The organism is Pseudomonas sp. LjRoot277 (assembly GCF_964253845.1).
GTDB lineage: Bacteria > Pseudomonadota > Gammaproteobacteria > Pseudomonadales > Pseudomonadaceae > Aquipseudomonas.
This window is the reverse complement of the sequence record NZ_CAXURI020000001.1, coordinates 916,154-936,097: the sequence shown is the minus strand read 5'-3', so window position 1 is coordinate 936,097 and position 19,944 is coordinate 916,154. Positions and strand designations below refer to the sequence as shown.

General features: G+C 60.4%; 21 protein-coding genes. 5 read left to right on the top strand and 16 right to left on the bottom strand.

What is annotated here, in order from left to right; genetic code table 11:
• Positions 1-82: 82 nt before the first annotated feature.
• The 13 genes from ACSQ87_RS04435 to ACSQ87_RS04375 all read right to left on the bottom strand — a co-directional run bounded on the left by ACSQ87_RS04435 (position 83) and on the right by ACSQ87_RS04375 (position 12,659).
• Positions 83-1,033 (bottom strand): S66 peptidase family protein, encoded by a 951-nt coding sequence (locus tag ACSQ87_RS04435; protein ID WP_223432377.1) that lies wholly within the window; start codon positions 1,031-1,033, stop codon positions 83-85.
• A 173-nt stretch (positions 1,034-1,206) separates the two neighbouring features.
• Positions 1,207-2,229 carry a lipoyl synthase gene (gene lipA / locus ACSQ87_RS04430; protein ID WP_405046712.1) on the bottom strand — a complete coding sequence of 341 codons (1,023 nt, stop codon included), beginning with the start codon at positions 2,227-2,229 and terminating at the stop codon, positions 1,207-1,209.
• Between the two features lies 1 nt (position 2,230).
• Positions 2,231-2,878, bottom strand: a complete 648-nt coding sequence (lipB, locus tag ACSQ87_RS04425; protein ID WP_150658268.1) for a lipoyl(octanoyl) transferase LipB — start codon at positions 2,876-2,878, stop codon at positions 2,231-2,233.
• Entirely contained in the window at positions 2,878-3,153 is a 276-nt protein-coding gene (locus ACSQ87_RS04420; protein WP_008152827.1) for a DUF493 domain-containing protein, read from the bottom strand. The genes lipB and ACSQ87_RS04420 overlap by 1 nt, the downstream gene beginning before the upstream one ends.
• Before the next feature lie 80 nt (positions 3,154-3,233).
• Positions 3,234-4,391 carry a D-alanyl-D-alanine carboxypeptidase family protein gene (locus ACSQ87_RS04415; RefSeq protein WP_033054153.1) on the bottom strand — a complete coding sequence of 386 codons (1,158 nt, stop codon included), beginning with the start codon at positions 4,389-4,391 and terminating at the stop codon, positions 3,234-3,236.
• Between the two features lie 182 nt (positions 4,392-4,573).
• Positions 4,574-5,584, bottom strand: a complete 1,011-nt coding sequence (locus tag ACSQ87_RS04410) for a septal ring lytic transglycosylase RlpA family protein (RefSeq protein ID WP_223432376.1) — start codon at positions 5,582-5,584, stop codon at positions 4,574-4,576.
• Positions 5,584-6,594 (bottom strand): lytic murein transglycosylase B, encoded by a 1,011-nt coding sequence (gene mltB, locus ACSQ87_RS04405; protein ID WP_415771625.1) that lies wholly within the window; start codon positions 6,592-6,594, stop codon positions 5,584-5,586. Before mltB ends, ACSQ87_RS04410 begins: the two co-directional genes overlap by 1 nt.
• A 17-nt stretch (positions 6,595-6,611) precedes the next feature.
• A complete protein-coding gene (gene rodA, locus ACSQ87_RS04400) occupies positions 6,612-7,715 on the bottom strand; it encodes a rod shape-determining protein RodA (protein WP_046048707.1) in 1,104 nt (367 codons plus the stop codon).
• A 31-nt stretch (positions 7,716-7,746) separates the two neighbouring features.
• Entirely contained in the window at positions 7,747-9,642 is a 1,896-nt protein-coding gene (gene mrdA / locus ACSQ87_RS04395) for a penicillin-binding protein 2 (RefSeq protein WP_436273427.1), read from the bottom strand.
• A gap of 10 nt (positions 9,643-9,652) precedes the next feature.
• Positions 9,653-10,120, bottom strand: a complete 468-nt coding sequence (gene rlmH, locus ACSQ87_RS04390; protein WP_007937439.1) for a 23S rRNA (pseudouridine(1915)-N(3))-methyltransferase RlmH — start codon at positions 10,118-10,120, stop codon at positions 9,653-9,655.
• Between the two features lie 9 nt (positions 10,121-10,129).
• Positions 10,130-10,624: a ribosome silencing factor gene (gene rsfS / locus ACSQ87_RS04385; protein WP_033054148.1), complete on the bottom strand. Its 495-nt coding sequence runs from the start codon at positions 10,622-10,624 to the stop codon at positions 10,130-10,132.
• Positions 10,625-10,696: 72 nt separating this feature from the next.
• Positions 10,697-11,419 carry a nicotinate-nucleotide adenylyltransferase gene (gene nadD / locus ACSQ87_RS04380; RefSeq protein ID WP_223432373.1) on the bottom strand — a complete coding sequence of 241 codons (723 nt, stop codon included), beginning with the start codon at positions 11,417-11,419 and terminating at the stop codon, positions 10,697-10,699.
• The gene (locus ACSQ87_RS04375; RefSeq protein WP_123367691.1) at positions 11,388-12,659 is read right to left on the bottom strand and encodes a glutamate-5-semialdehyde dehydrogenase; all 1,272 of its coding nucleotides are present in this window, start codon (positions 12,657-12,659) and stop codon (positions 11,388-11,390) included. Before ACSQ87_RS04375 ends, nadD begins: the two co-directional genes overlap by 32 nt.
• Before the next feature lie 189 nt (positions 12,660-12,848).
• Here ACSQ87_RS04375 and ACSQ87_RS04370 point away from each other — a divergent pair, with 189 nt between their 5' ends.
• Positions 12,849-13,547 carry a DNA-3-methyladenine glycosylase gene (locus ACSQ87_RS04370; RefSeq protein WP_223432372.1) on the top strand — a complete coding sequence of 233 codons (699 nt, stop codon included), beginning with the start codon at positions 12,849-12,851 and terminating at the stop codon, positions 13,545-13,547.
• A gap of 228 nt (positions 13,548-13,775) precedes the next feature.
• Positions 13,776-15,092, top strand: coding sequence for a bifunctional DedA family/phosphatase PAP2 family protein (locus ACSQ87_RS04365; protein WP_436273426.1), 1,317 nt, complete (start codon positions 13,776-13,778; stop codon positions 15,090-15,092).
• Here ACSQ87_RS04365 and ACSQ87_RS04360 read toward each other — a convergent pair whose 3' ends face one another.
• From ACSQ87_RS04360 to ACSQ87_RS04350, 3 genes are read right to left on the bottom strand one after another with little or no spacing between them, the layout of a single operon-like run.
• On the bottom strand, positions 15,093-15,683 hold the full coding sequence (locus tag ACSQ87_RS04360; RefSeq protein WP_223432370.1) for an LON peptidase substrate-binding domain-containing protein: 591 nt from the start codon (positions 15,681-15,683) through the stop codon (positions 15,093-15,095). It lies immediately after the preceding gene.
• Positions 15,684-15,693: 10 nt separating this feature from the next.
• A complete protein-coding gene (locus ACSQ87_RS04355; protein ID WP_056744547.1) occupies positions 15,694-16,410 on the bottom strand; it encodes an LrgB family protein in 717 nt (238 codons plus the stop codon).
• On the bottom strand, positions 16,407-16,769 hold the full coding sequence (locus ACSQ87_RS04350) for a CidA/LrgA family protein (protein ID WP_150658276.1): 363 nt from the start codon (positions 16,767-16,769) through the stop codon (positions 16,407-16,409). The genes ACSQ87_RS04355 and ACSQ87_RS04350 overlap by 4 nt, the downstream gene beginning before the upstream one ends.
• A gap of 195 nt (positions 16,770-16,964) precedes the next feature.
• On the opposite strand from ACSQ87_RS04350, the gene ACSQ87_RS04345 reads away from it, so the two are divergent.
• The 3 genes from ACSQ87_RS04345 to ACSQ87_RS04335 all read left to right on the top strand — a co-directional run bounded on the left by ACSQ87_RS04345 (position 16,965) and on the right by ACSQ87_RS04335 (position 19,920).
• Positions 16,965-17,420 (top strand): MaoC family dehydratase, encoded by a 456-nt coding sequence (locus tag ACSQ87_RS04345; protein ID WP_008152797.1) that lies wholly within the window; start codon positions 16,965-16,967, stop codon positions 17,418-17,420.
• A gap of 112 nt (positions 17,421-17,532) precedes the next feature.
• The gene (locus tag ACSQ87_RS04340; RefSeq protein ID WP_223432369.1) at positions 17,533-19,251 is read left to right on the top strand and encodes a C13 family peptidase; all 1,719 of its coding nucleotides are present in this window, start codon (positions 17,533-17,535) and stop codon (positions 19,249-19,251) included.
• Positions 19,252-19,278: 27 nt separating this feature from the next.
• Positions 19,279-19,920: an oxidoreductase gene (locus ACSQ87_RS04335; RefSeq protein WP_150658278.1), complete on the top strand. Its 642-nt coding sequence runs from the start codon at positions 19,279-19,281 to the stop codon at positions 19,918-19,920.
• Positions 19,921-19,944 lie beyond the last annotated feature (24 nt).

Genomic DNA, 19,944 nt, shown 5'->3' with positions numbered 1-19,944 from the left:
TCCCACATTGGATCTGTGTTCGACCTAGATCAAATGTGGGAGCGGGCTTGCTCGCGAAGACTGACTAACAGGCGACCACACTCTAGCGCCTGACAACCACATCCTGCTCCAACACCAATTCCTTGTTCCCCGCATCCAGCCTGACCAGCGCGCCCATTGGCAGCGTCAAATTCGGATCACAATGCCCGCTGCGCCACCCTGCCAGAACCGGTATCCGCAAAGGCGCAAAGGTCTGCTTGAGCAATCGCTCCAACGCAACCGTTTCAACTCCCGCCACATCCCCCACCAGAACCCCGCGCAGCTTGTGCAGCGTGCCGGCCAGACGCAGATGGGTCAGCAACCGGTCGATGCGATACAGCGGCTCGTTGATGTCCTCGATGAACAGGATGACGCCCTCGGCATCCAACTCATACGGCGTACCCATGGTCGCGGCGATCAACGACAGATTGCCCCCCAGCAAACGCCCATGAGCGATACCAGGCTCGATTGTGGTCAACGGGTAGGCCACCGGGTGCGCCAGCACGCTGCCGGCCTTCACCTGTCCTCTGAGCATGTTGAAGAACGAAGACTCGGTAGGTTTTTGCTTGTCACCCAGCAGGTCGGCGTTGAGCATCGGGCCATGAAAGGTCACGAAGCCCGCATAACGGCTGATCGCCAAGTGCAGCGCGGTGATGTCGCTGTAGCCGATGAACGGCTTGGCATTGTTGCGCAGCAATTCAAAGTCGATGCGATCGAGCAACCGCGGCGTACCGTACCCCCCACGCAAGCAAATGATGGCGTCGACCTCACTGTCGGCGAACGCCGCGTGCAGGTCATTGAGCCGCACATCGTCGCTTCCGGCCAGGTAATCGTCTTTCTCATACACGCCGGGAAAAACCCGCAGTGAGTATCCGCGAGCTCGCATCCAGGTGATGGCCTTGTCGGTGTCCAGCGCTGCGGGACCGGCGGGCGCAATAACGCCAATCAGCCCTTGCGACGGCAAGGCCGGAACGGGTGCATGAGGACAAAGGGTGTGGGTCGGTCGAACGGTCATCCATGAATCTCCCTGCGTGAAAGCGTCAAGCACACAGTAGTCAGGAACGGGGACAAACAGAAGAGGGTTCGTTACCCCGCAGGTTGCAGGAAAAGCGCTGATTGCCGTGGGCAAGGCAAAAAAACGCCCGCAAGGCGCAATGCCTTGCGGGCGTTTTCATGTCTTGCAGCCGATCAGGACGACATCAGCTCGGCTTTAACCAGTTTCGCCTGTTCGTCGGCGTGATACGAGGAACGTACCAGCGGGCCGGACGCGACGTTCTTGAAGCCCATCTTGTAACCTTCCTCGGCGAACCAGGCGAAGGTGTCCGGGTGTACGAAACGCTGGACCGGCAAGTGGCTGCGGGACGGTTGCAGGTACTGGCCCAGGGTCAGCATGTCGATGTCGTGTTCGCGCATGCGCTTCATGACTTCGATCACTTCTTCGTCGGTCTCGCCCAGACCCAGCATCAGGCCGGACTTGGTCGGAATGTGCGGCATCATCTGCTTGAAGCGTTGCAGCAGGGTCAGCGACCACTGGTAATCCGAACCCGGACGCGCAGCCTTGTACAGGCGCGGCACGGTTTCCAAGTTGTGGTTGAACACATCCGGCGGCTCGGCAGCGGTGATTTCCAGCGCAACGTCCATACGGCCACGGTAATCCGGGACCAGGGTTTCGAGCTGCACGTTCGGCGACAACTTGCGGATCTCGCGGATGCAGTCGGCAAAGTGCTGTGCACCGCCGTCACGCAGGTCGTCGCGGTCAACCGAGGTGATCACTACGTACTTGAGTTTCAGGTCGGCGATGGCAATGGCCAGGCTTTCCGGCTCGTTGGTGTCCAATGGCTTCGGACGACCGTGGCCAACGTCGCAGAACGGGCAGCGACGGGTGCAGATGTCACCCATGATCATGAAGGTCGCGGTGCCGCCGGAGAAGCATTCGCCCAGGTTAGGGCAGGACGCTTCTTCGCAGACACTGTGCAGCTTGTGTTTGCGCAGCAGGGCCTTGATGCGGTCGACTTCCGGGGAAACCGGGATACGCACGCGAATCCAGTCAGGTTTCTTCGGCAGTTCGGTGGTCGGAATGATCTTCACCGGGATACGTGCAACCTTCTCGGCGCCGCGCAGCTTGACGCCGGCTTCAACCTTGGCACGCGGGGCCGGACGCTCGGTGACATCCAGCGTCGGGATCATGGTTTGCACTGCATCAGTAGTCATATCAGTCGATTCCGCCCGTTAGGGTCGTCTGCTCAGCATAGTCGAGGTGTTTGACGAGCTGCGCGCGCAGCCGGGCACTTACCTCGGCAAATTCAATCGATCCTGCGTGATCGCTCAGCTGGGTCATCGCCAGCCCGGCGTAGCCGCAGGGATTAATCCGTCGAAACGGTTCCAGGTTCATGTCCACATTCAGGGCCAGGCCATGAAAGGAGCAACCGTGGCGGATCCGCAGACCCAGAGAAGCGATTTTCGCCCCATTGACGTAGACACCCGGTGCATCCGGCTTGGCCACGGCGGTCACGCCGTAGCTGGCCAGCAACTCGATCAGGCATTGTTCCATGCGGCTGACCAGGTCACGCACGCCAAAACCCAGCTTGCGCACATCGAGCAACAGGTAGGCCACCAATTGGCCGGGACCGTGATAAGTCACCTGACCACCGCGATCAACCTTTACTACCGGAATATCCCCCGGGAGCAACACGTGTTCAGCCTTGCCGGCCTGCCCCTGGGTGAACACCGGTGGGTGCTCGACCAGCCAGATCTCGTCCGCGGCATCGCTGCCGCGTTCGTTGGTAAAGCGCTGCATGGCATGCCAGACCGGCTCGTAAGCCATCTGGCCGAGCTCGCGAAAGCCCACCGAGGCAGACATCACAGCACCATGTGCACGAAACCGGTAGCCCGCAACTCGCTGTTGATGTCGTACAGCTGTTCTTGACCGGTGGCGATGATGTGCAGCTGGATGGTCGTGTACTTGCCGTTGGTACTCTGGCGCTCGGCCAGGGTCTTGTGGTCAACGGTCGCATGTTTCTCAAGGATCGCGATGATCTTGTCCTTGAAACCCACGCCGGTGTCGCCGATCACCTTGATAGGGTAATCCGCGCAGGGGAATTCGATTTTTGGCGCCTTTACTTCGGTGTCTGTCATGGCGTAACGGCCTCGTAAGCCGTGGCAACGGACATGGCCCCGTTCCGGATTGGAACAGGGCCATGCAGGTCCACACTAATTCAGTTGAACAAGCCGTAGAAGAATAGACGGATGCTATCCCACATGCGGCGGAAGATACCACCCTCGTCGACCGCGTCCAGAGCGATCAGGTCAGCGCTATGCACGACTTTGTCGTCCAGCTTCACTTCGACTTTACCGATTACGTCGCCCTTGGCGATTGGCGCAACCAGTTGCGGGTTCATGGTCATGCTGGCGGCGAGCTTTTTCAGCTGGCCTTTTGGCAGGGTCATGGTCAGGTCTTCAGCCAGGCCGGCCTTGACTTGATTGGTGGTGCCTTTCCAGACAGGAGCCTGAGCCAGCTCGGCGCCTTTCTGATAGAACGTCTGGGTTTCGAAGAAGCGGAAACCGTAGGTCAACAGCTTCTGGGTTTCAGAGGCGCGAGCCACTTCGCTGTTGGTGCCGAACACCACGGCGATCAGGCGCATGCCATCACGTACTGCCGAAGACACCATGCAGTAGCCGGCTTCGTCGGTGTGGCCGGTTTTCAGGCCGTCGACTGTCTTGTCGCGCCACAGCAGCAGGTTACGGTTAGGTTGCTTGATGCCGTTCCAGAAGAACTCTTTCTGCGAGTAGATCGCGTAGTGAGCCGGGTCTTCGTGGATGATCGCGCGAGCCAGCACCGCCATGTCGTGAGCCGACGAGTAGTGCTCCGGGTTCGGCAGACCGGTCGGGTTCATGAAGTGGCTGTTGGTCATGCCCAGATCGGCCACGGTTTTGTTCATCATGTCAGCGAAGGCGTCTTCGCTGCCGGCGATGTGCTCGGAGAGCGCAACGCTGGCGTCGTTACCCGACTGAATGATGATGCCGTGCAGCAGGTCGCTGACAGTGACTTGCGAGCCGACCTTGATGAACATCCGCGAACCGCCGGTACGCCAGGCGTTTTCGCTGACGGTCACCGGGTCGTTTTCACCGATCTGGCCACGACGGATTTCCAGGGTCGCGATGTACGCGGTCATCAGCTTGGTCAGGCTGGCCGGAGGCAGACGCTGGTCACCGTTGTTCTCCACCAGCACGTTGCCGCTGCTGGCGTCCATGAGTACATAGGCTTTGGCGGCCAGTTGCGGCGGCGACGGCATCATCTCGACCGCGAAAGCGGCAGGCGAGAGGAGCAGCGGGACTAGCAGGCACAGGCGTTTGGCAAAGGTGGTGATGTTCATCCGTCTCTCGAAATCGCTAATGGAAACTGCCCGAAGGCAAAACTAATCAGATGACCTTCTAACGGGTCATCGCGTGTTCAGTTGCTCACTCTGTAACCCTTGCCGGGCTTTTGTTCTTTAACGAGCCAACAACCAGGTCCACCCCCCAAACCGCAAGCGAACCGTCAATCAAGTACTACGTATTACTCGGCAGTGACCAGGCTCGGCGAACCGAGATTGGCCAGGCGCACACTGTTCTGCACTTGCTGGATTTCACCCGGCGAGCCGATCGGCCCCAGGCGCACCCGATGCAGCGTCTGTTGATTGCGCACGATCGAACTGATGAACACCGGAGCGCTCACCATCCCGCTGAGCTTCGATCTCAGGAGTTCTGCAGCGTCCGGGTTGGCGAACGCGCCCACCTGCAGATACTGGCCAGAGGCTGGTACAGAAGCGTTTTTTTTTGCATCGATCGGCACGGGCACGACAGCTGCGGCGTGTTGCTGCGGCGGTGGCGTCCATTGTTCGACGGTGCCGGCCGAAGCCGTAATCGTCGGGGCGCTATTTTGCGCGACTTGCGGCTCGTTAAGCATCAAAGGCGCCGGACGGCCTTTGGCTGCCCACCATTGCTGCGGGTCAATGCCTTCGACCTTGACCCGCGCGGTACCGGTTTCGGCATAGCCGAGCTTCTTGGCGGCCGCGTAGGACAAGTCGATGATTCGGTCCGAGTAGAACGGCCCGCGGTCGTTGACCCGCAGGATCACGGTCTTGTTGTTGTCCAGGTTGGTCACCCGGACGTAACTCGGCAGCGGCAAGGTCTTGTGTGCGGCGCTCATGCCGTACAGGTCATAGACTTCGCCGTTGGCGGTGTTCTGACCATGGAACTTGGTGCCGTACCAGGACGCCGTACCCGAAGCGACATACGTCTTGGATTCTTGCAACGGAAAGTAGGTTTTGCCCAGTACCGAGTATGGGCTGGCCTTGTACGGGCCGGAATGCAGGGTAGGCGTGGCGTCCGGGATGCGCGAAACGTCAACATCCCACCATGGCGCGCCATCCTTGTGAGCCCGATTGATGTCCAGCCCCGGCGTCGCGCGCACGGCGGTGGAAGACTTCTGGCTCGGCGAACGGCTGGTCGAACAACTGGCGACCAGCACCGCCAACGCGGCGAATGCCATCAGCTTCAGGGGTTTATTCATAGGCAATGCCCGCATTACTTGACGCCCCGTGCTTGGACCAGCTGTTCAGACAGTTGATGTACGGCCATGGCATACATCACGCTGCGGTTATAACGCGTGATTGCGTAAAAATTCGTCAGACCCATCCAGTATTCGGGGCCATTGTCACCTTCCAGGCGGAAAGCCGTGACCGGCATATCATCGCGCAGCGCATCATGACTTGACCACCCCAGCGCCCGCAACTCCCCGACGGTTTTAGTCGGTTCGATGCCCGTGGTCAAACCTTCGTCTACGTGTTCGCCACGCACATCGGCGCGGCTGACCACCGGTTCGCCGGCGACCCAGCCGTGACGTTTGAAATAACTGGCGACGCTGCCAATGGCATCATCCGGATTGGTCCAGATATTAATGTGGCCGTCACCGTCGAAGTCCACCGCATAGGCGCGGAAACTGCTCGGCATGAACTGCGGCAAGCCCATTGCTCCGGCGTAAGAGCCTTTGAGTGTCAGCGGATCGACCTGCTCTTCCCGGGCCAGCAACAGGAACTCACGCAATTCCTTGCGGAAAAATTCGGCACGGGGAGGATAGTCGAAACCCAGGGTCGACAAGGCGTCGATTACCCGAAAATTGCCGGTATTGCGGCCGAAAAAGGTCTCGACGCCGATGATCGAAACAATAACCTGCGCCGGCACGCCGTATTCCTGTTCGGCACGGGCCAGTACCGCCTCGTGCTGACGCCAGAAGTCCACACCACGGGCGATGCGCGCGTCGGTGATGAACATCGGGCGATACTCGTTCCACTGTTTGACCCGCTCGGCCGGTTTCGAGATCGCGTCCAGAATCGACTGCTTGCGCTCGGCTTCGCGGAACACGCCCATCAGTTGTTCACCGGCAAAACCGTAGTCGCGGGTCATTTCACCGACGAATTCGGCCACCTGTGGTGAGCCTTCGTAATCGCCGGCCAACGCTTCCTGCGCTGTGCCAAGGATGCTTACCAGGCTGACCCATGGCGCATATCGAGTCGCCCAGCCACGCATTACTTGCATTGAAATCTTCACCTTATTCAAACCTGAGCGATCCACTTGCGATGGGTATGGATCGACATCAAAACCCCAAACGCTGACAGCAGCGTCACCAGCGAAGTTCCTCCGTAGCTAATGAACGGCAACGGCACCCCCACAACCGGCAACAGGCCACTGACCATACCGATGTTGACGAAAACGTAAACAAAAAACGTCATGGTCAGGCTGCCCGCGAGCAGTTTGCCGAACAATGTCTGGGCCTGAGCGGTAATCACCAGTCCGCGGCCGATCAACAGCAGGTAAATCAGCAGCAGTGCACAGATGCCCACCAGGCCGAATTCTTCGCCCATGACCGCAATAATGAAGTCGGTGTGGCTTTCCGGCAGGAAGTCCAGGTGCGACTGGGTACCGAGCAACCAGCCCTTGCCGAACACACCGCCGGAACCGATGGCGGCTTTCGATTGAATGATGTTCCAGCCAGTGCCCAGCGGATCGCTCTCGGGGTCGAGGAAGGTCAGGATTCGCTGCTTCTGGTAGTCGTGCATGATGAAGTACCACATGCCGACCGCCACTGGCACAGCCGCGGCAATCACGCTGAGAATCCAGCGCCAGCGCAGGCCACCCATGAACAGAACGAACGCGCCACCGGCGAGGATCAGCAGCGAAGTGCCGAGGTCGGGTTGACGCACGATCAGGATAAACGGCAAGCCGATCAGAAACAGACTGACGCCCACATGCTTGAGCTGCGGCGGCAAGGTGCGCTTGGACAAATACCAGGCGATGGTCGCCGGCATCAGAATCTTCATGAATTCCGAGGGCTGGAAGCGGATCACCCCGGGAATGTTGATCCAGCGCGTGGCGCCCATGGCGTTGTGGCCCATGACGTCCACGACGACCAGCAACAGCACGCCGACCACATAACCGACCGGCACCCAACGGGCCATGAAGCGCGGCTCGAATTGGGCGATGACGATCATCGACACCAGGCCGATGCCGAACGAAGTGGCTTGCTTGGCCAGCAGATCCCAGCTTTTACCGCTGGCCGAATACAGCACGAACAGGCTGCCGGCGGCGAGGGTCAGCAGCAGGATCAGCAACGGGCCGTCAATGTGCATGCGTTGCAACAGTGTCGCGCGGCGACGCATCACATCCTCGCTGGAGAGGATGCGATCGAAATTACTCTTCACGGGCCGTAGCCTCCGCACTGATAGGGCTGGCGTATTCGGCCTTCAACCGACCGTCCTGGTCCAGAAGCCAGGCGTCCATGATTTGACGCACCACGGGCGCGGCGACGCCGGAACCGGACTCGCCGTTCTCGACCATCACCGACACCACGATTTGCGGGTTGTCGGCGGGTGCGAAGCCGACGAACAAGGCGTGGTCGCGATGGCGTTCCTGAACCTTGGAGCGGTCGTACTTCTCGCCCTGCTTGATCGCGACCACCTGAGCCGTACCACTTTTGCCCGCGATGCGGTATTGCGCGCCGATCGCCGCTTTGCGTGCCGTACCCCGGGCACCGTGCATCACCTGTTGCATGCCGTGGTTGACCTTGGTCCAGTCGGACGGGTCACGCAGGATGATGTCCGGCATCGGGTTTTCATCCTTCGGCCGCTCGCCTTCGACGGTCTTGGCCAGGTGCGGACGGTTCCAGATACCCTTGTTCGCGACCAGCGCCGTGGCCTGGGCCAGCTGCAAGGGCGTTGATTGCATGTAGCCCTGACCAATCCCGAGAATCAGCGTTTCACCGGGGAACCAGGCCTGACGCCGGGTTGCACGCTTCCACTCACGTGTAGGCATCAGCCCCGGCGACTCTTCGAACATGTCCAGCGAAACCTTCTGGCCGATGCCGAACTTGCTCAAGTACGCCGACAACCGATCGATTCCCAGTTTGTGGGCCAGGTCGTAGAAGTAGGTGTCGTTGGACCGCATGATCGCCGTGTCCAGATCGACGTAGCCGTCACCGGTACGGTTCCAGTTACGGTATTTGTGATCGTAGTTGGGCAACTGGTAATAGCCGGGGTCATACACCCGACTCGACGCGTTCACAACGCCAGCATCCAGACCGGCAATTGCAACTGCCGGTTTGATGGTCGAGCCCGGCGGGTACAGACCACGCAGCACGCGGTTGAACAGCGGCCGATCAATGGAATCGCGCAGCTCGGAATAGGCCTTGAAACTGATGCCGGTGACGAACAGGTTCGGGTCAAAACTCGGCTGACTGACCATCGCCAGGACTTCGCCGGTTTTCGGGTCCAGCGCCACCACTGCGCCACGGCGACCGCCGAGTGCAGCTTCGGCGGCCTCCTGCAATTTGATGTCCAGGCTCAGGACGATGTCCTTGCCGGAAATCGGTTCGGTACGTTTGAGTACCCGCAGCACGCGGCCGCGGGCGTTGGTCTCGACTTCTTCGTAACCGACCTGACCGTGTAATTCGGGTTCGTAGAAGCGCTCGATGCCGGTTTTGCCAATTTGATGGGTGCCGCTGTAACTCACCGGGTCCAGAGACTTGAGCTCTTTCTCGTTGATCCGCCCCATGTAACCCACCGAGTGCGCAAAGTGCGCGCCCTGCGGATAGTGACGCACCAGCTGCGCGACCACTTCCACACCCGGCAGACGGAACTGGTTCACCGCGATGCGGGCGATCTGTTCTTCGGTCAGCTCGAACAGGATCGGCACCGGCTCGAACGGCCGACGCCCCTGACGCATGCGTTTCTCGAAGATCACCCGATCCTCGGGCGTCAGCTCCAGCACTTCGACGATCACGTCGAGTACTTGCTGCCAGTCGCCGGAACGCTCGCGGGTCATGCTCAGGCTGAAGCTGGGCCGGTTATCCGCCACCACCACGCCATTGCGATCGAAGATCAAGCCCCGAGTCGGTGGAATCGGCTGCACATGGACGCGGTTGTTTTCCGACAGGGTCGAGTGGTACTCGTACTGGATCACCTGAAGGAAATACAGCCGCGCGATCAGCACACAGATCAGCGTCACGACCGCAATTGCCCCGAACACGACGCGGCCACGCACCAGACGGGCGTCTTTTTCGTGGTCCTTGATGCGGATCGGCTGGGACATGAGGGCAGAACTACTTGTGGTAAGGGTGGCCGGACAAGACTGTCCAGGCACGATACAGCTGTTCGCCGATCAGAATTCGCACCAGCGGGTGCGGCAACGTCAACGGCGACAATGACCAGCGTTGATCGGCCCGGGCACAGACTTCCGGCGCCAGCCCTTCGGGGCCGCCGACCATGAAATTCACCGTGCGCGAGTCCAGCCGCCAGCGATCGAGTTCGACCGCCAACTGCTCGGTGCTCCAGGGCTTGCCGTGGACTTCGAGGGTCACAACGCGCTCGTTCGGCCCGACCTTGGCCAGCATGGCTTCGCCTTCCTGACGGATGAAGCGCGCCACGTCGGCGTTCTTGCCACGGGTGTTGAGCGGTATTTCCACCAGTTCCAGCGCCAGCTCGGACGGAAGACGCTTGGCATATTCATGCCAGCCTTCTTCCACCCACTTGGGCATGCGTGAACCGACGGCGATCAGTCGCAGTCGCACAGCGGTCCCTTATTGCTGGTCTTTGTTGAGCTTGACGAAATGCTCATGGGTGTTTTCCGGGCTGTGGTGAGCCGCGTTCAGAGCACGGCTCTGTTCTGCACCGGACCACAGACGCTCCAGGTCGTAAAACTGACGAGCCGAAGCGGTCATCATGTGCACGATGACATCATCCATATCCAGCAGGACCCAGTCGCTGTCGCCCTTGCCTTCTTCACCCAGCGGCTTGACACCCAGGGCTTTGACCGCCTCGCGGACCTTATCCAGCATCGCGCCGATCTGGCGGTTGGACGTACCGGTAGCGATGATCATGAAGTCAGTGATGCTCTGCTTTTCACGAACGTCGATTACCTGAATGTCCTGGCCTTTCACGTCTTCCAGGGCCGCTACGGCAACCTTGACCAGCTCTTCGCCGCGCAGCTCAGGGCCGGTTGGAACTTCTACTGGCAGTGGGGCGCTCTTGAACGTGCCTTTGCGCTTTACTTTAGTTACGTCTTTGTTCGTCATATAAAACTCGTTTTGCTCGTATGTTCGGGCGCTTCGGTACACGCGTTCACGTGTTTTGAAGCGCGCCCTTTTTCAGTTCGACGCACGGTAGAGTCCGTGCGCATCGATGTAGGCCAGGACCGCGTCGGGCACCAGGAAACGTACCGACTTACCGCTGGCCAGCAGTTGACGGATCTGGGTGGCGGATACCGCGAGCGGTGTCTGCCAGACGAATGCAATCTGTCCGCTCGGCCCTTTGAGGGCCAGCGGGTCGCTCACCGAGCGTGCCGCCAACAGATTGCGCAAGGCATCCGGCGGTTCGCTGTCGGCATCCGGGCGTTGCAGCACCAGGATGTGGCAATGCTGGAGCAACTCTTCCCAGCGGTGCCAAGTGGGCAGGCCGCAAAATGCGTCCCAGCCCAAAAGTAGAAAAACCTGGTCGGAGGCGGCAAGTTCTGCGCGCATCAGTTCCAGGGTGTCGATGGTGTAGGACGGTTTGTCCCGCTGCAATTCGCGGGCGTCCACCACTAACGGCGCCACACCGGCCACCGCGCACTCGACCATCGCCAGACGGTCTTTCGCCGACACCTGCGGCGTACCGCGATGCGGCGGTCTGGCACTGGGTGTCAGACGTAACTCGTCGAGCGCCAGCGATTCGGCAACTTCCAGCGCACCGCGCAAATGGCCGATGTGCACCGGGTCGAAGGTCCCGCCCAGCACGCCAATACGTCGAGGGGCAGGCTCGCTGGCGGCTTCCAGGGCTGACAGGTCGAGGTCGCCCAAGTCAGACCGACGCCTGGCCGCGCAACTGGCCATCACCGACCACGATGTACTTCTCGCAGGTCAGACCTTCGAGGCCCACCGGGCCGCGGGCGTGCAGCTTATCAGTAGAAATGCCAATCTCGGCACCCAATCCGTATTCGAAGCCATCGGCGAAGCACGTCGGGGTATTGATCATCACCGACGACGAATCGACTTCCGCGACGAAACGCCGGGTGTCGGCAAGGTTTTCGCTGACGATCGAATCGGTGTGATGGGAGCCGTACTTATTAATGTGTTCGATGGCCTGGTCCAGCCCGTCGACCACACGGATCGAAAGAATCGGCGCCAGGTACTCGGTGTTCCAGTCTTCTTCGCTAGCGGCAACAGCCTCGATGATCGCCCGGGTGCGTTCGCAGCCGCGCAGCTCGACGCCTTTTTCGCGGAACTGTGCCGCCATCGATGGCAGGAAATCCTTGGCGACCGATTGGTCCACCAGCAGGGTTTCCATGGCACCGCAGATACCATAGCGGTAAGTCTTGGCGTTGAACGCGATGCGCTGGGCTTTCGGCAGATCAGCGTGGGCACTGACGTAAACGTGGCAGATGCCGTCCAGGTGCTTGATAACCGGCACGCGGGCGTCACGGCTAACGCGCTCGATCAGGCCACGGCCGCCACGGGGCACGATAACGTCGACGTATTCAGGCATGGTGATCAGTGCGCCAACGGCGGCACGGTCAGTGGTTTCGACCACTTGCACCACGGCGGCAGGCAAATCGGCTTCGGCCAGGCCGCGCTGGATGCAGGCGGCAATGGCACGGTTGGAATGAATCGCCTCGGAGCCGCCGCGCAGGATGGTCGCGTTGCCGGACTTCAGGCACAGGCTGGCGGCATCGATGGTCACGTTCGGCCGGGATTCGTAGATGATCCCGATCACGCCCAACGGCACGCGCATCTTGCCGACTTGGATGCCCGACGGCCGAAAGCTCATGTCGCGGATCGCACCGACCGGGTCCGGCAGAGCCGCTACCTGACGCAAACCGACGATCATGCCGTCGATGCGTTCCGGGGTCAGCGCCAGACGCTCAAGCAATGCAGGCTCAAGACCATTGGCGCGGCCAGCGGCCAAATCCAGTTCATTGGCAGCCGTCAGCTCGGCGCGAGCAGCGTCCAACGCATTGGCAGCAGCCTGCAAGGCGCGGTTTTTCTGCGCGGTGCTGGCACGGCCGATGACGCGAGAAGCTTCGCGGGCAGCGCGACCCAATCGGGTCATGTAGTCAAGAACGGACTCAGTCATGGTCTGGAGTGGTCTTTGCTAAGGTCTTGGTAAAGAGTAAAGCGGCAGATTATAGCTGTCGCGTCCCTCGACTAACAGCGGTGACGGGCGGATGGTCGAAATGGAGGGCAATTTGCCGACGTTCAGCCGTGATTAAGCTGCAAATTGTTATCATCGCGACTCAATCAGCCCTGATAAACGCCGTTCATCATGACCAATCTGACTGTTCGCACGTCCGCGACGAGCCTGCCCAAGGGGCTCGCGGATGCATTTTTCGACAGAGATGCCCAAACGCTGGCCCGGGACTTACTCGGCAAAGTCATTCGTCACCGGGTCGGCGACCTGTGGCTCAGTGCCCGGATTATCGAGACTGAAGCCTATTACTTCGAAGAAAAAGGCAGCCACGCCTCCCTCGGCTACACAGAAAAACGTAAGGCTTTGTTTCTGGATGGCGGCCACATCTATATGTACTACGCCCGTGGCGGCGATTCCCTGAACTTCAGCGCACAGGGTCCGGGCAATGCTGTGCTGATCAAATCCGCCTATCCGTGGGTTGATGACTTGAGCGGGCCGGCGAGCCTGGCGCAGATGCTGTTGAACAATCCCGACGCCCAAGGTCGCCCTCGCCCCTCGCAAAAGCTTTGCGCCGGACAGACTTTGCTTTGCAAGGCGCTGGGCCTGAAGGTGCCGGTCTGGGACGCCAAGCGCTTCGACCATGAAGTGCTGCTGGTGGAGGATGTCGGCCCGGCGCCTGTTCACATCATACAAACCACGCGCCTGGGCATTCCCCACGGGCGCGATGAGCATTTGATGTACCGCTTCGTCGATGTGGCTTACGCGCCGTATTGCACGAGAAACCCGCTGCGACGGGGTCAGGTCGAAGGTCGCGATTATTTTTTGCTGACATGAACAATGAAAATCCCCCCTGTGGGAGCGACTTGTGGCGAGGGGGCTTGCCCCCGTTGGGCTGCGAAGCGGCCCCAAAATTGATGTTGTGCCAAAGATTTTGTGAGTGCTACGCACTCAAACGGGGGCAAGCCCCCTCGCCACAGGTCGCTCCCACATGGGATCTGTAGTGTTTTTTGAAGATTGTGTTCGTCCCTTGGGACCGATTGATTATTTGATGGAGTTGTTTTTATGGGCCCATGGCTCGATAGCGTGACCGGTTGGTTGACGGTCAACCCGCAATGGCTGGCCGCGGCGGTGTTCATAGTGGCCTGTGTGGAATGCCTGGCGATTGCCGGGCTGATCGTGCCCGGCACGGTGCTGCTGTTTGCCGTGGCGGTACTGGCCGGCAGCGGCGCGCTGTCGCTGGGCGAAACACTGTTGCTGGGGTTCCTCGGCGGCGTGCTGGGCGACATCATTTCGTACTTCCTCGGGCGACATTTCCATCAGAACATCCGGCGCCTGCCAGGGTTGCGCCATCATCCGGAATGGATCGCCGGGGCCGAGGCGTATTTCCAGCGGTACGGCATCGCCAGCCTGTTGGTCGGACGTTTCATCGGCCCGCTGCGGCCGATGTTACCGATGGTCGCGGGGATGTTCGACATGCCCTTCCCGCGCTTCGCCGCCGTCAGCCTGCTGGCTGCCGCCGGTTGGAGCGTTGCCTACCTGCTGCCCGGCTGGGCCACAGGGGCGGCGATTCGCCTGCCGTTGCCAGAGGGTTTCTGGCCTGAGGCCGGCATCGTCGCCGGCAGCATCGTCGTCATGGTGGGCTTGAGCGCCACCAGCAGTCTGCGCCGTCATCGCAAAGCGACGATGCTAATTACCGGAATGAGCTTCCTGATTCTGGCCGGACTGTTTATCGGCTATCCACACCTGACCGCCCTCGATCAGGGTGTGATGACCCTGGTGCAGGAACACCGCAGCCCGCTACTCGATGAAGTGGCGGTGACGTTCACGCTGATCGGCGAGTTTCGCAACATGCTGTTGTTCAGCGCCCTGCTGACGGGTTTGCTGTTGCTCACCCGGCAATGGCGCCAGGCGATTTTCGCCGGTAGCACCCTGCTGTGCACCGCGCTGGGCAACACCGTGACCAAACACTTTTTCGCCCGCGTTCGCCCCGAAGTGTTGAGCGATCCCCTGACCAGCTACAGCATGCCCAGCGGCCACGCCTCGGGCTCTTTTGCGCTGTTTCTGACCCTGGCCGTGCTGGCCGGCCGCGGACAACCACCGCGCATGCGTCTGACCTGGCTGCTGTTAGGCTGCTTGCCAGCGCTGGCGATTGCCCTGTCGCGAGTGTACCTGGGCGCGCACTGGCCAACGGATGTGCTGGCCGGCGCGATGCTGGCAGCGTGTATTTGTGCGGCGAGCTTGTGGCTGAATCAACGCCCGGCACCGCTCAACGCCATGCCACCGAAGGTCTGGTGGCTGGTGCTTCCGGCACTGGTGGCGCTGTTCGGGTTCTTTGCTTTGCGGCATTTGCCGCATGCGATGTTGCGGTATGCCTACTGATCAGGCAAACAACTCACCCTGCAACTCATCCAGCAGCGCCTGAATCGCATCCAGTCGCTGCTGCGGATCATCGAGTTGCAGCAGGTCGATCTTGTCCACTTCGGCAAACGGCAACAGGTACGCCAACTGATTGGCCAGTGACTGCTGCCCGGTTGCTTCAGTGCCCATGTTCAACGCTTCGACCATCGGGTGTTCGGCCAAGGCTTTGAGCAGCGCAACCAGGTCGGCGTCCTCGTCCTGCAGCGGTTGCTCAGGTTCGTCCTCCAGCCACTCGACCTCGGCGACGGTCAGCTGATCGCGCTGAATCTCGGTGCGCAACACATGGAAACGCCGTCCGCCCTGCACCCGAATGCCCAGCAAGCCATTGTCCTGCTGTTTGAAATCAGTGATCAGCGCCTCGCATCCGACCAGCGCGTAGCCCGCCGGGGCGATGCCGGCTTCTTCGCCGTCGAGGATGCACACCACGCCGAAGCCGCCGCCCTGTTTCATGCAGCGACTGATCATGTCCAGGTAGCGCGCCTCGAAGATCTGCAAATCGAGGATGCAGCCAGGAAACAACACTGTGTTCAGCGGAAAAAGCGGCAAGCTCATAGACATTTCCTTACACCACCATCGACACCGCCAACGGCAGGAAAACTGCCGTGGCCACGCCCATCAGACTCATCGCCAGCGCCGCGAAGGCGCCGCATTCTTCATTTTCCTGCATCGCCACCGCAGTGCCGACCGCGTGCGCCGTCATGCCCAGTGCCATACCGCGCGCCTCAGGACTGTGCACACCCAGCCTGGTCAAAAGACTCGGCCCGAATATCGCCCCGATCACCCCGGTAATCAACACGAACACTGCCGCCAGCGCCGCAACACCACCGATCTGCTCTGCCACCAGCATGGCAATCGGCGACGTCACCGACTTCGGCGCCATGGTCATCAGGATCATGTGTTCGGCACCAAACGACCAGCCCAGCAATACGCCCATGCCGGTGGCGACGACGCCACCTATCACCAGCGTAGTAAATATCGGCCAGAACAACTGCCGAATGCGTCGCAGATTGAGGTACAGCGGCACAGCCAGCGCAACGGTCGCAGGCCCCAGCAGGATGCTGAGGATCTCGGTGCTCTTGCGGTACTCGGCATAGGTCAGGCCGCAACCCACCAGTACACCGATCACCAGCAGCATCGAGACCAGTACCGGTTGCAGAAAGATCCAGCGGGTTTTCTCGAACGCCGCCAGCACCAGCTGATAAGCCCCCAGCGTAATACCGATACCGAACAACGGATGATGAATCACCGACGTCCAGGCGCCGTGCCAGTCGAAGATCATTGGCCGCCCTCACGGTGAGCGTGACGCTTGACCATGCGCTGCATCAGCACACCGGCGAAGGCCATGGACAGCAACAGTGACAACACCAGCGCACCGACGATGGCCCAGAAATCTGCGGCAATGTCTTTGGCGTAAACCATCACACCTACGGCTGGCGGCACCAGCAGCAACGGCAGGTAACGCAGCAGACTGCTGGCCGCGAGGCTCAGCGGTTCGCCGACCTGGCCACGGCTGATCAGGAATACCAGCAGCAACAGCAGGCCGACAATCGGCCCCGGCAGCACCGGTAAAAACAAGTGGTTGAGGGCTGTGCCCAGCAATTGGAACAGCACCAGCCAGGTCAGGCCACGTAACAACATCCGTCATCTCCCGCCAATATCATCCCGCACAAGCGGGCCGAGCATTATAAGCACGCCAACGCTATAGACCGGCATTCGCCAAAATCATGGTCAGTTGACCGGAGCCATTTGCCATGTTGATCTAAAGTGGTAATCCGGGAGGTCAAATCCCCCCACCTCAAAACTATAAAACCGATGAACCCAAGGAGAGTCTCAATGCCCTATGTTCCAGTTGCAGAGCTCAAAGATTATGTCGGCAAGGAACTCGGACGTTCCGAATGGCTCACCATCGATCAGGAGCGCATCAACCTGTTCGCCGAAGCCACAGGGGACTATCAGTTCATCCACGTCGACCCGGTCAAAGCCGCGCAAACGCCATTTGGCAGCACCATTGCACACGGTTTCCTGTCGCTGTCGCTGATCCCCAAACTGATGGAAGACATCCTGATCCTCCCTGAAGGGGCGAAGATGGTGGTCAACTACGGTCTGGATACCGTGCGTTTCATCCAGCCAGTGAAGGTCAACTCCAGGGTACGACTCAAGGTCGACATGAACGAAGTCACCGAGAAGAAACCCGGCCAATGGCTGCTCAAGGCCACCGCCACGCTTGAGATCGAAGGCTCGGACAAACCGGCCTACATCGCCGAGCCACTGTCGCTCTGCTTCGTGTAACCCATCCCGGATGCGAAGCAGCTCACGCTGTTTCGCGCCCTCTCCTGTTTCCTGGCTATATAAGGTCAAACAGCTGCGGCATACTCGGTCGCCTAATTGCCCGGATCCCGCTATGCGCCCACTTGCACTCCTCGCTCTGACCCTATTGCTCACCGCTTGCGGCGACGGCGAATCGCTGTTGCCCCCTGACGCCCGCTTGCCGGACGGCGGACGCTATCGCGGTGAACTGGTCAACGGATTGCTGCAAGGCCAGGGCCGTATCGATTACCCGAACGGCAGCTGGTACGCCGGCGATTTCGACAAGGGCCAATGGCATGGCCAGGGCGAATGGCACGGCAGTAACGGCGAAGTCTATCGCGGCGGATTCAATCTCGGGCTGTTCGACGGCAAGGGCACACTGACCACCAGCGGCAGCAGCTTCACCGGCGGTTTCAAAGCCGGTCGACGGGACGGCGAAGGCACCCTCAAAGAAAACGGTATGACCTACCGCGGTGAATTCAAGGCCGATCAATATTCAGGGCTCGGTCGTCTCGAACTCGAAGACGGCAGCTCGTATCAGGGCCAGTTCGCCCACGGAAAACCCAACGGCGAAGGCCAACGGGGCGACGCCAGCGGCAATCAGTTCACCGGGCATTTCGTCGACGGTCAGCTCGAAGGCAACGGGACTTTCAACAGCGCCGACGGCGATATCTATGTCGGCGGCTTCAAGAACAACCAACTGCACGGCAAGGGCCGCTACGAGAACGCCGACGGTGATGTCTGGCTCGGTCAATTCAAGGAAGGGTCGCTGAACGGCAAGGGCGAGTTGATCGGCGCCGACGGCAGCCATTACATCGGCCAGTTCAGCGATTGGCGCTTCACCGGCCAAGGTCGATTGAACCTGTCCGACGGCAGCTTCTACATCGGCCAGTTCGACGGTGACAGTTACTCGGGGCGCGGCACCCTGGTGCTGACTGACGGCACGGTGCAAAGCGGTACGTGGATCAATGGCCAGCGTGTTCGCGATGCCGATGGCAAGCTGCTGCCTGACAGCCTGGAACTCGGTTTGCTGGCCCAGGGTCGTTTGCTCGACGATGCACTGTCCAACGTGCCGGCTTCGACCCCGGCAGTCGAGTTGTACACCCTGACACTCGGTGGTGACGGCAAGCAAAGCGTGTTCCTGCGCGAATCCGATTACGTCAGCAACATGCTCAGCAGCCGCTTTGGTGCGTTTGGCCAGATCCGCCTGGTGAACCATCGCGACCACCTCGTCGACCGGCCGATGGCCACCCGGGAGAACCTGCGCCGTGCCGCCGCCGCCCTGGCCGAGCGCAGTGGCCCGGAAGACTTGATCTTCATCTACATGACCAGCCACGGCACCAGCGAACACGAACTGGTACTCGACCAGCCGCGCATGGAACTGTCCGATCTGCCGGCCGACGAACTCGCCGCGGTGCTCTCTCCGCTGAAAAACCGCGACAAGATCATCGTGATTTCGTCCTGCTACTCCGGTGGCTTCATTCCCGCGCTCAAGGATGAACGCACCCTGATCATGACCGCCTCGCGCGCTGACCGCGTGTCCTTCGGCTGCTCGGAAGAAGCCAACTTCACCTACTTCGGCGATGCGCTGTTCGCCCAGGCACTGAACCAGACCGACGACCTGGAGCAAGCCTTCAAACTGGCCAGGGCCACCGTCGCCGAACGTGAACTGGCGGACAGCTTCGAAGCCTCTGAACCGCAGATCTGGGCGCCGAAAACCGTTCTCTCTCACTGGCAGCTGTTACGCAAGCAGCAGGCACGAAAGGCATTGCAAAGTGTCTCCATCAGCAGCAAGGATGCAAAGAGCAACTAAGCTGAATAGTATCAAGGGGGAAACACTATGTACTTGACGCCTCAGCACGTACTGCTTGCCGGAGCTACCGGTTTGACCGGTGAACATCTTCTTGACCGTTTGCTCAACGAGCCAACGATTTCACGGGTATTGGCGCCCTCACGCCGGCCGTTGGCCGAGCATCCCCATCTGGAAAACCCGGTCGGCGACCCTGCGGTGTTTCTGCCGCAATTGAATGGTCGCGTCGACATCGCCTACTGCTGCCTGGGTACCACCATCAAGAAAGCCGGCTCGGAACAGGCGTTTCGCGCGGTGGACCTGGACATGGTGGTGGCATTCGCCAAACGTGCACGGGAGATGGGCGCACGGCACCTGATCGTGATCAGTGCACTGGGGGCTGATCGCAGGTCCCCTATTTTCTACAACCGGGTCAAAGGCGAAATGGAATATGCATTGCGCGCACAGGACTGGCCGCAACTGACCATTTGCCGACCTTCGTTGCTGCTGGGCGAACGTCTCGAACCGCGTATGGCTGAGCAATTCGTTGGGCCCTTGTCCCGCTTGATCCCCGGCAAATACCGCGGCATCGAAGCCTGCCAACTGGCCCGCGCCATGTGGCGACTGGCGCTGGAAGAGCAGGATGGGGTGCGGATTGTCGAGTCGGATGAGTTGCGCAAGCTCGGTAAATAACCCACGGACCTGTGGCGAGGGGGC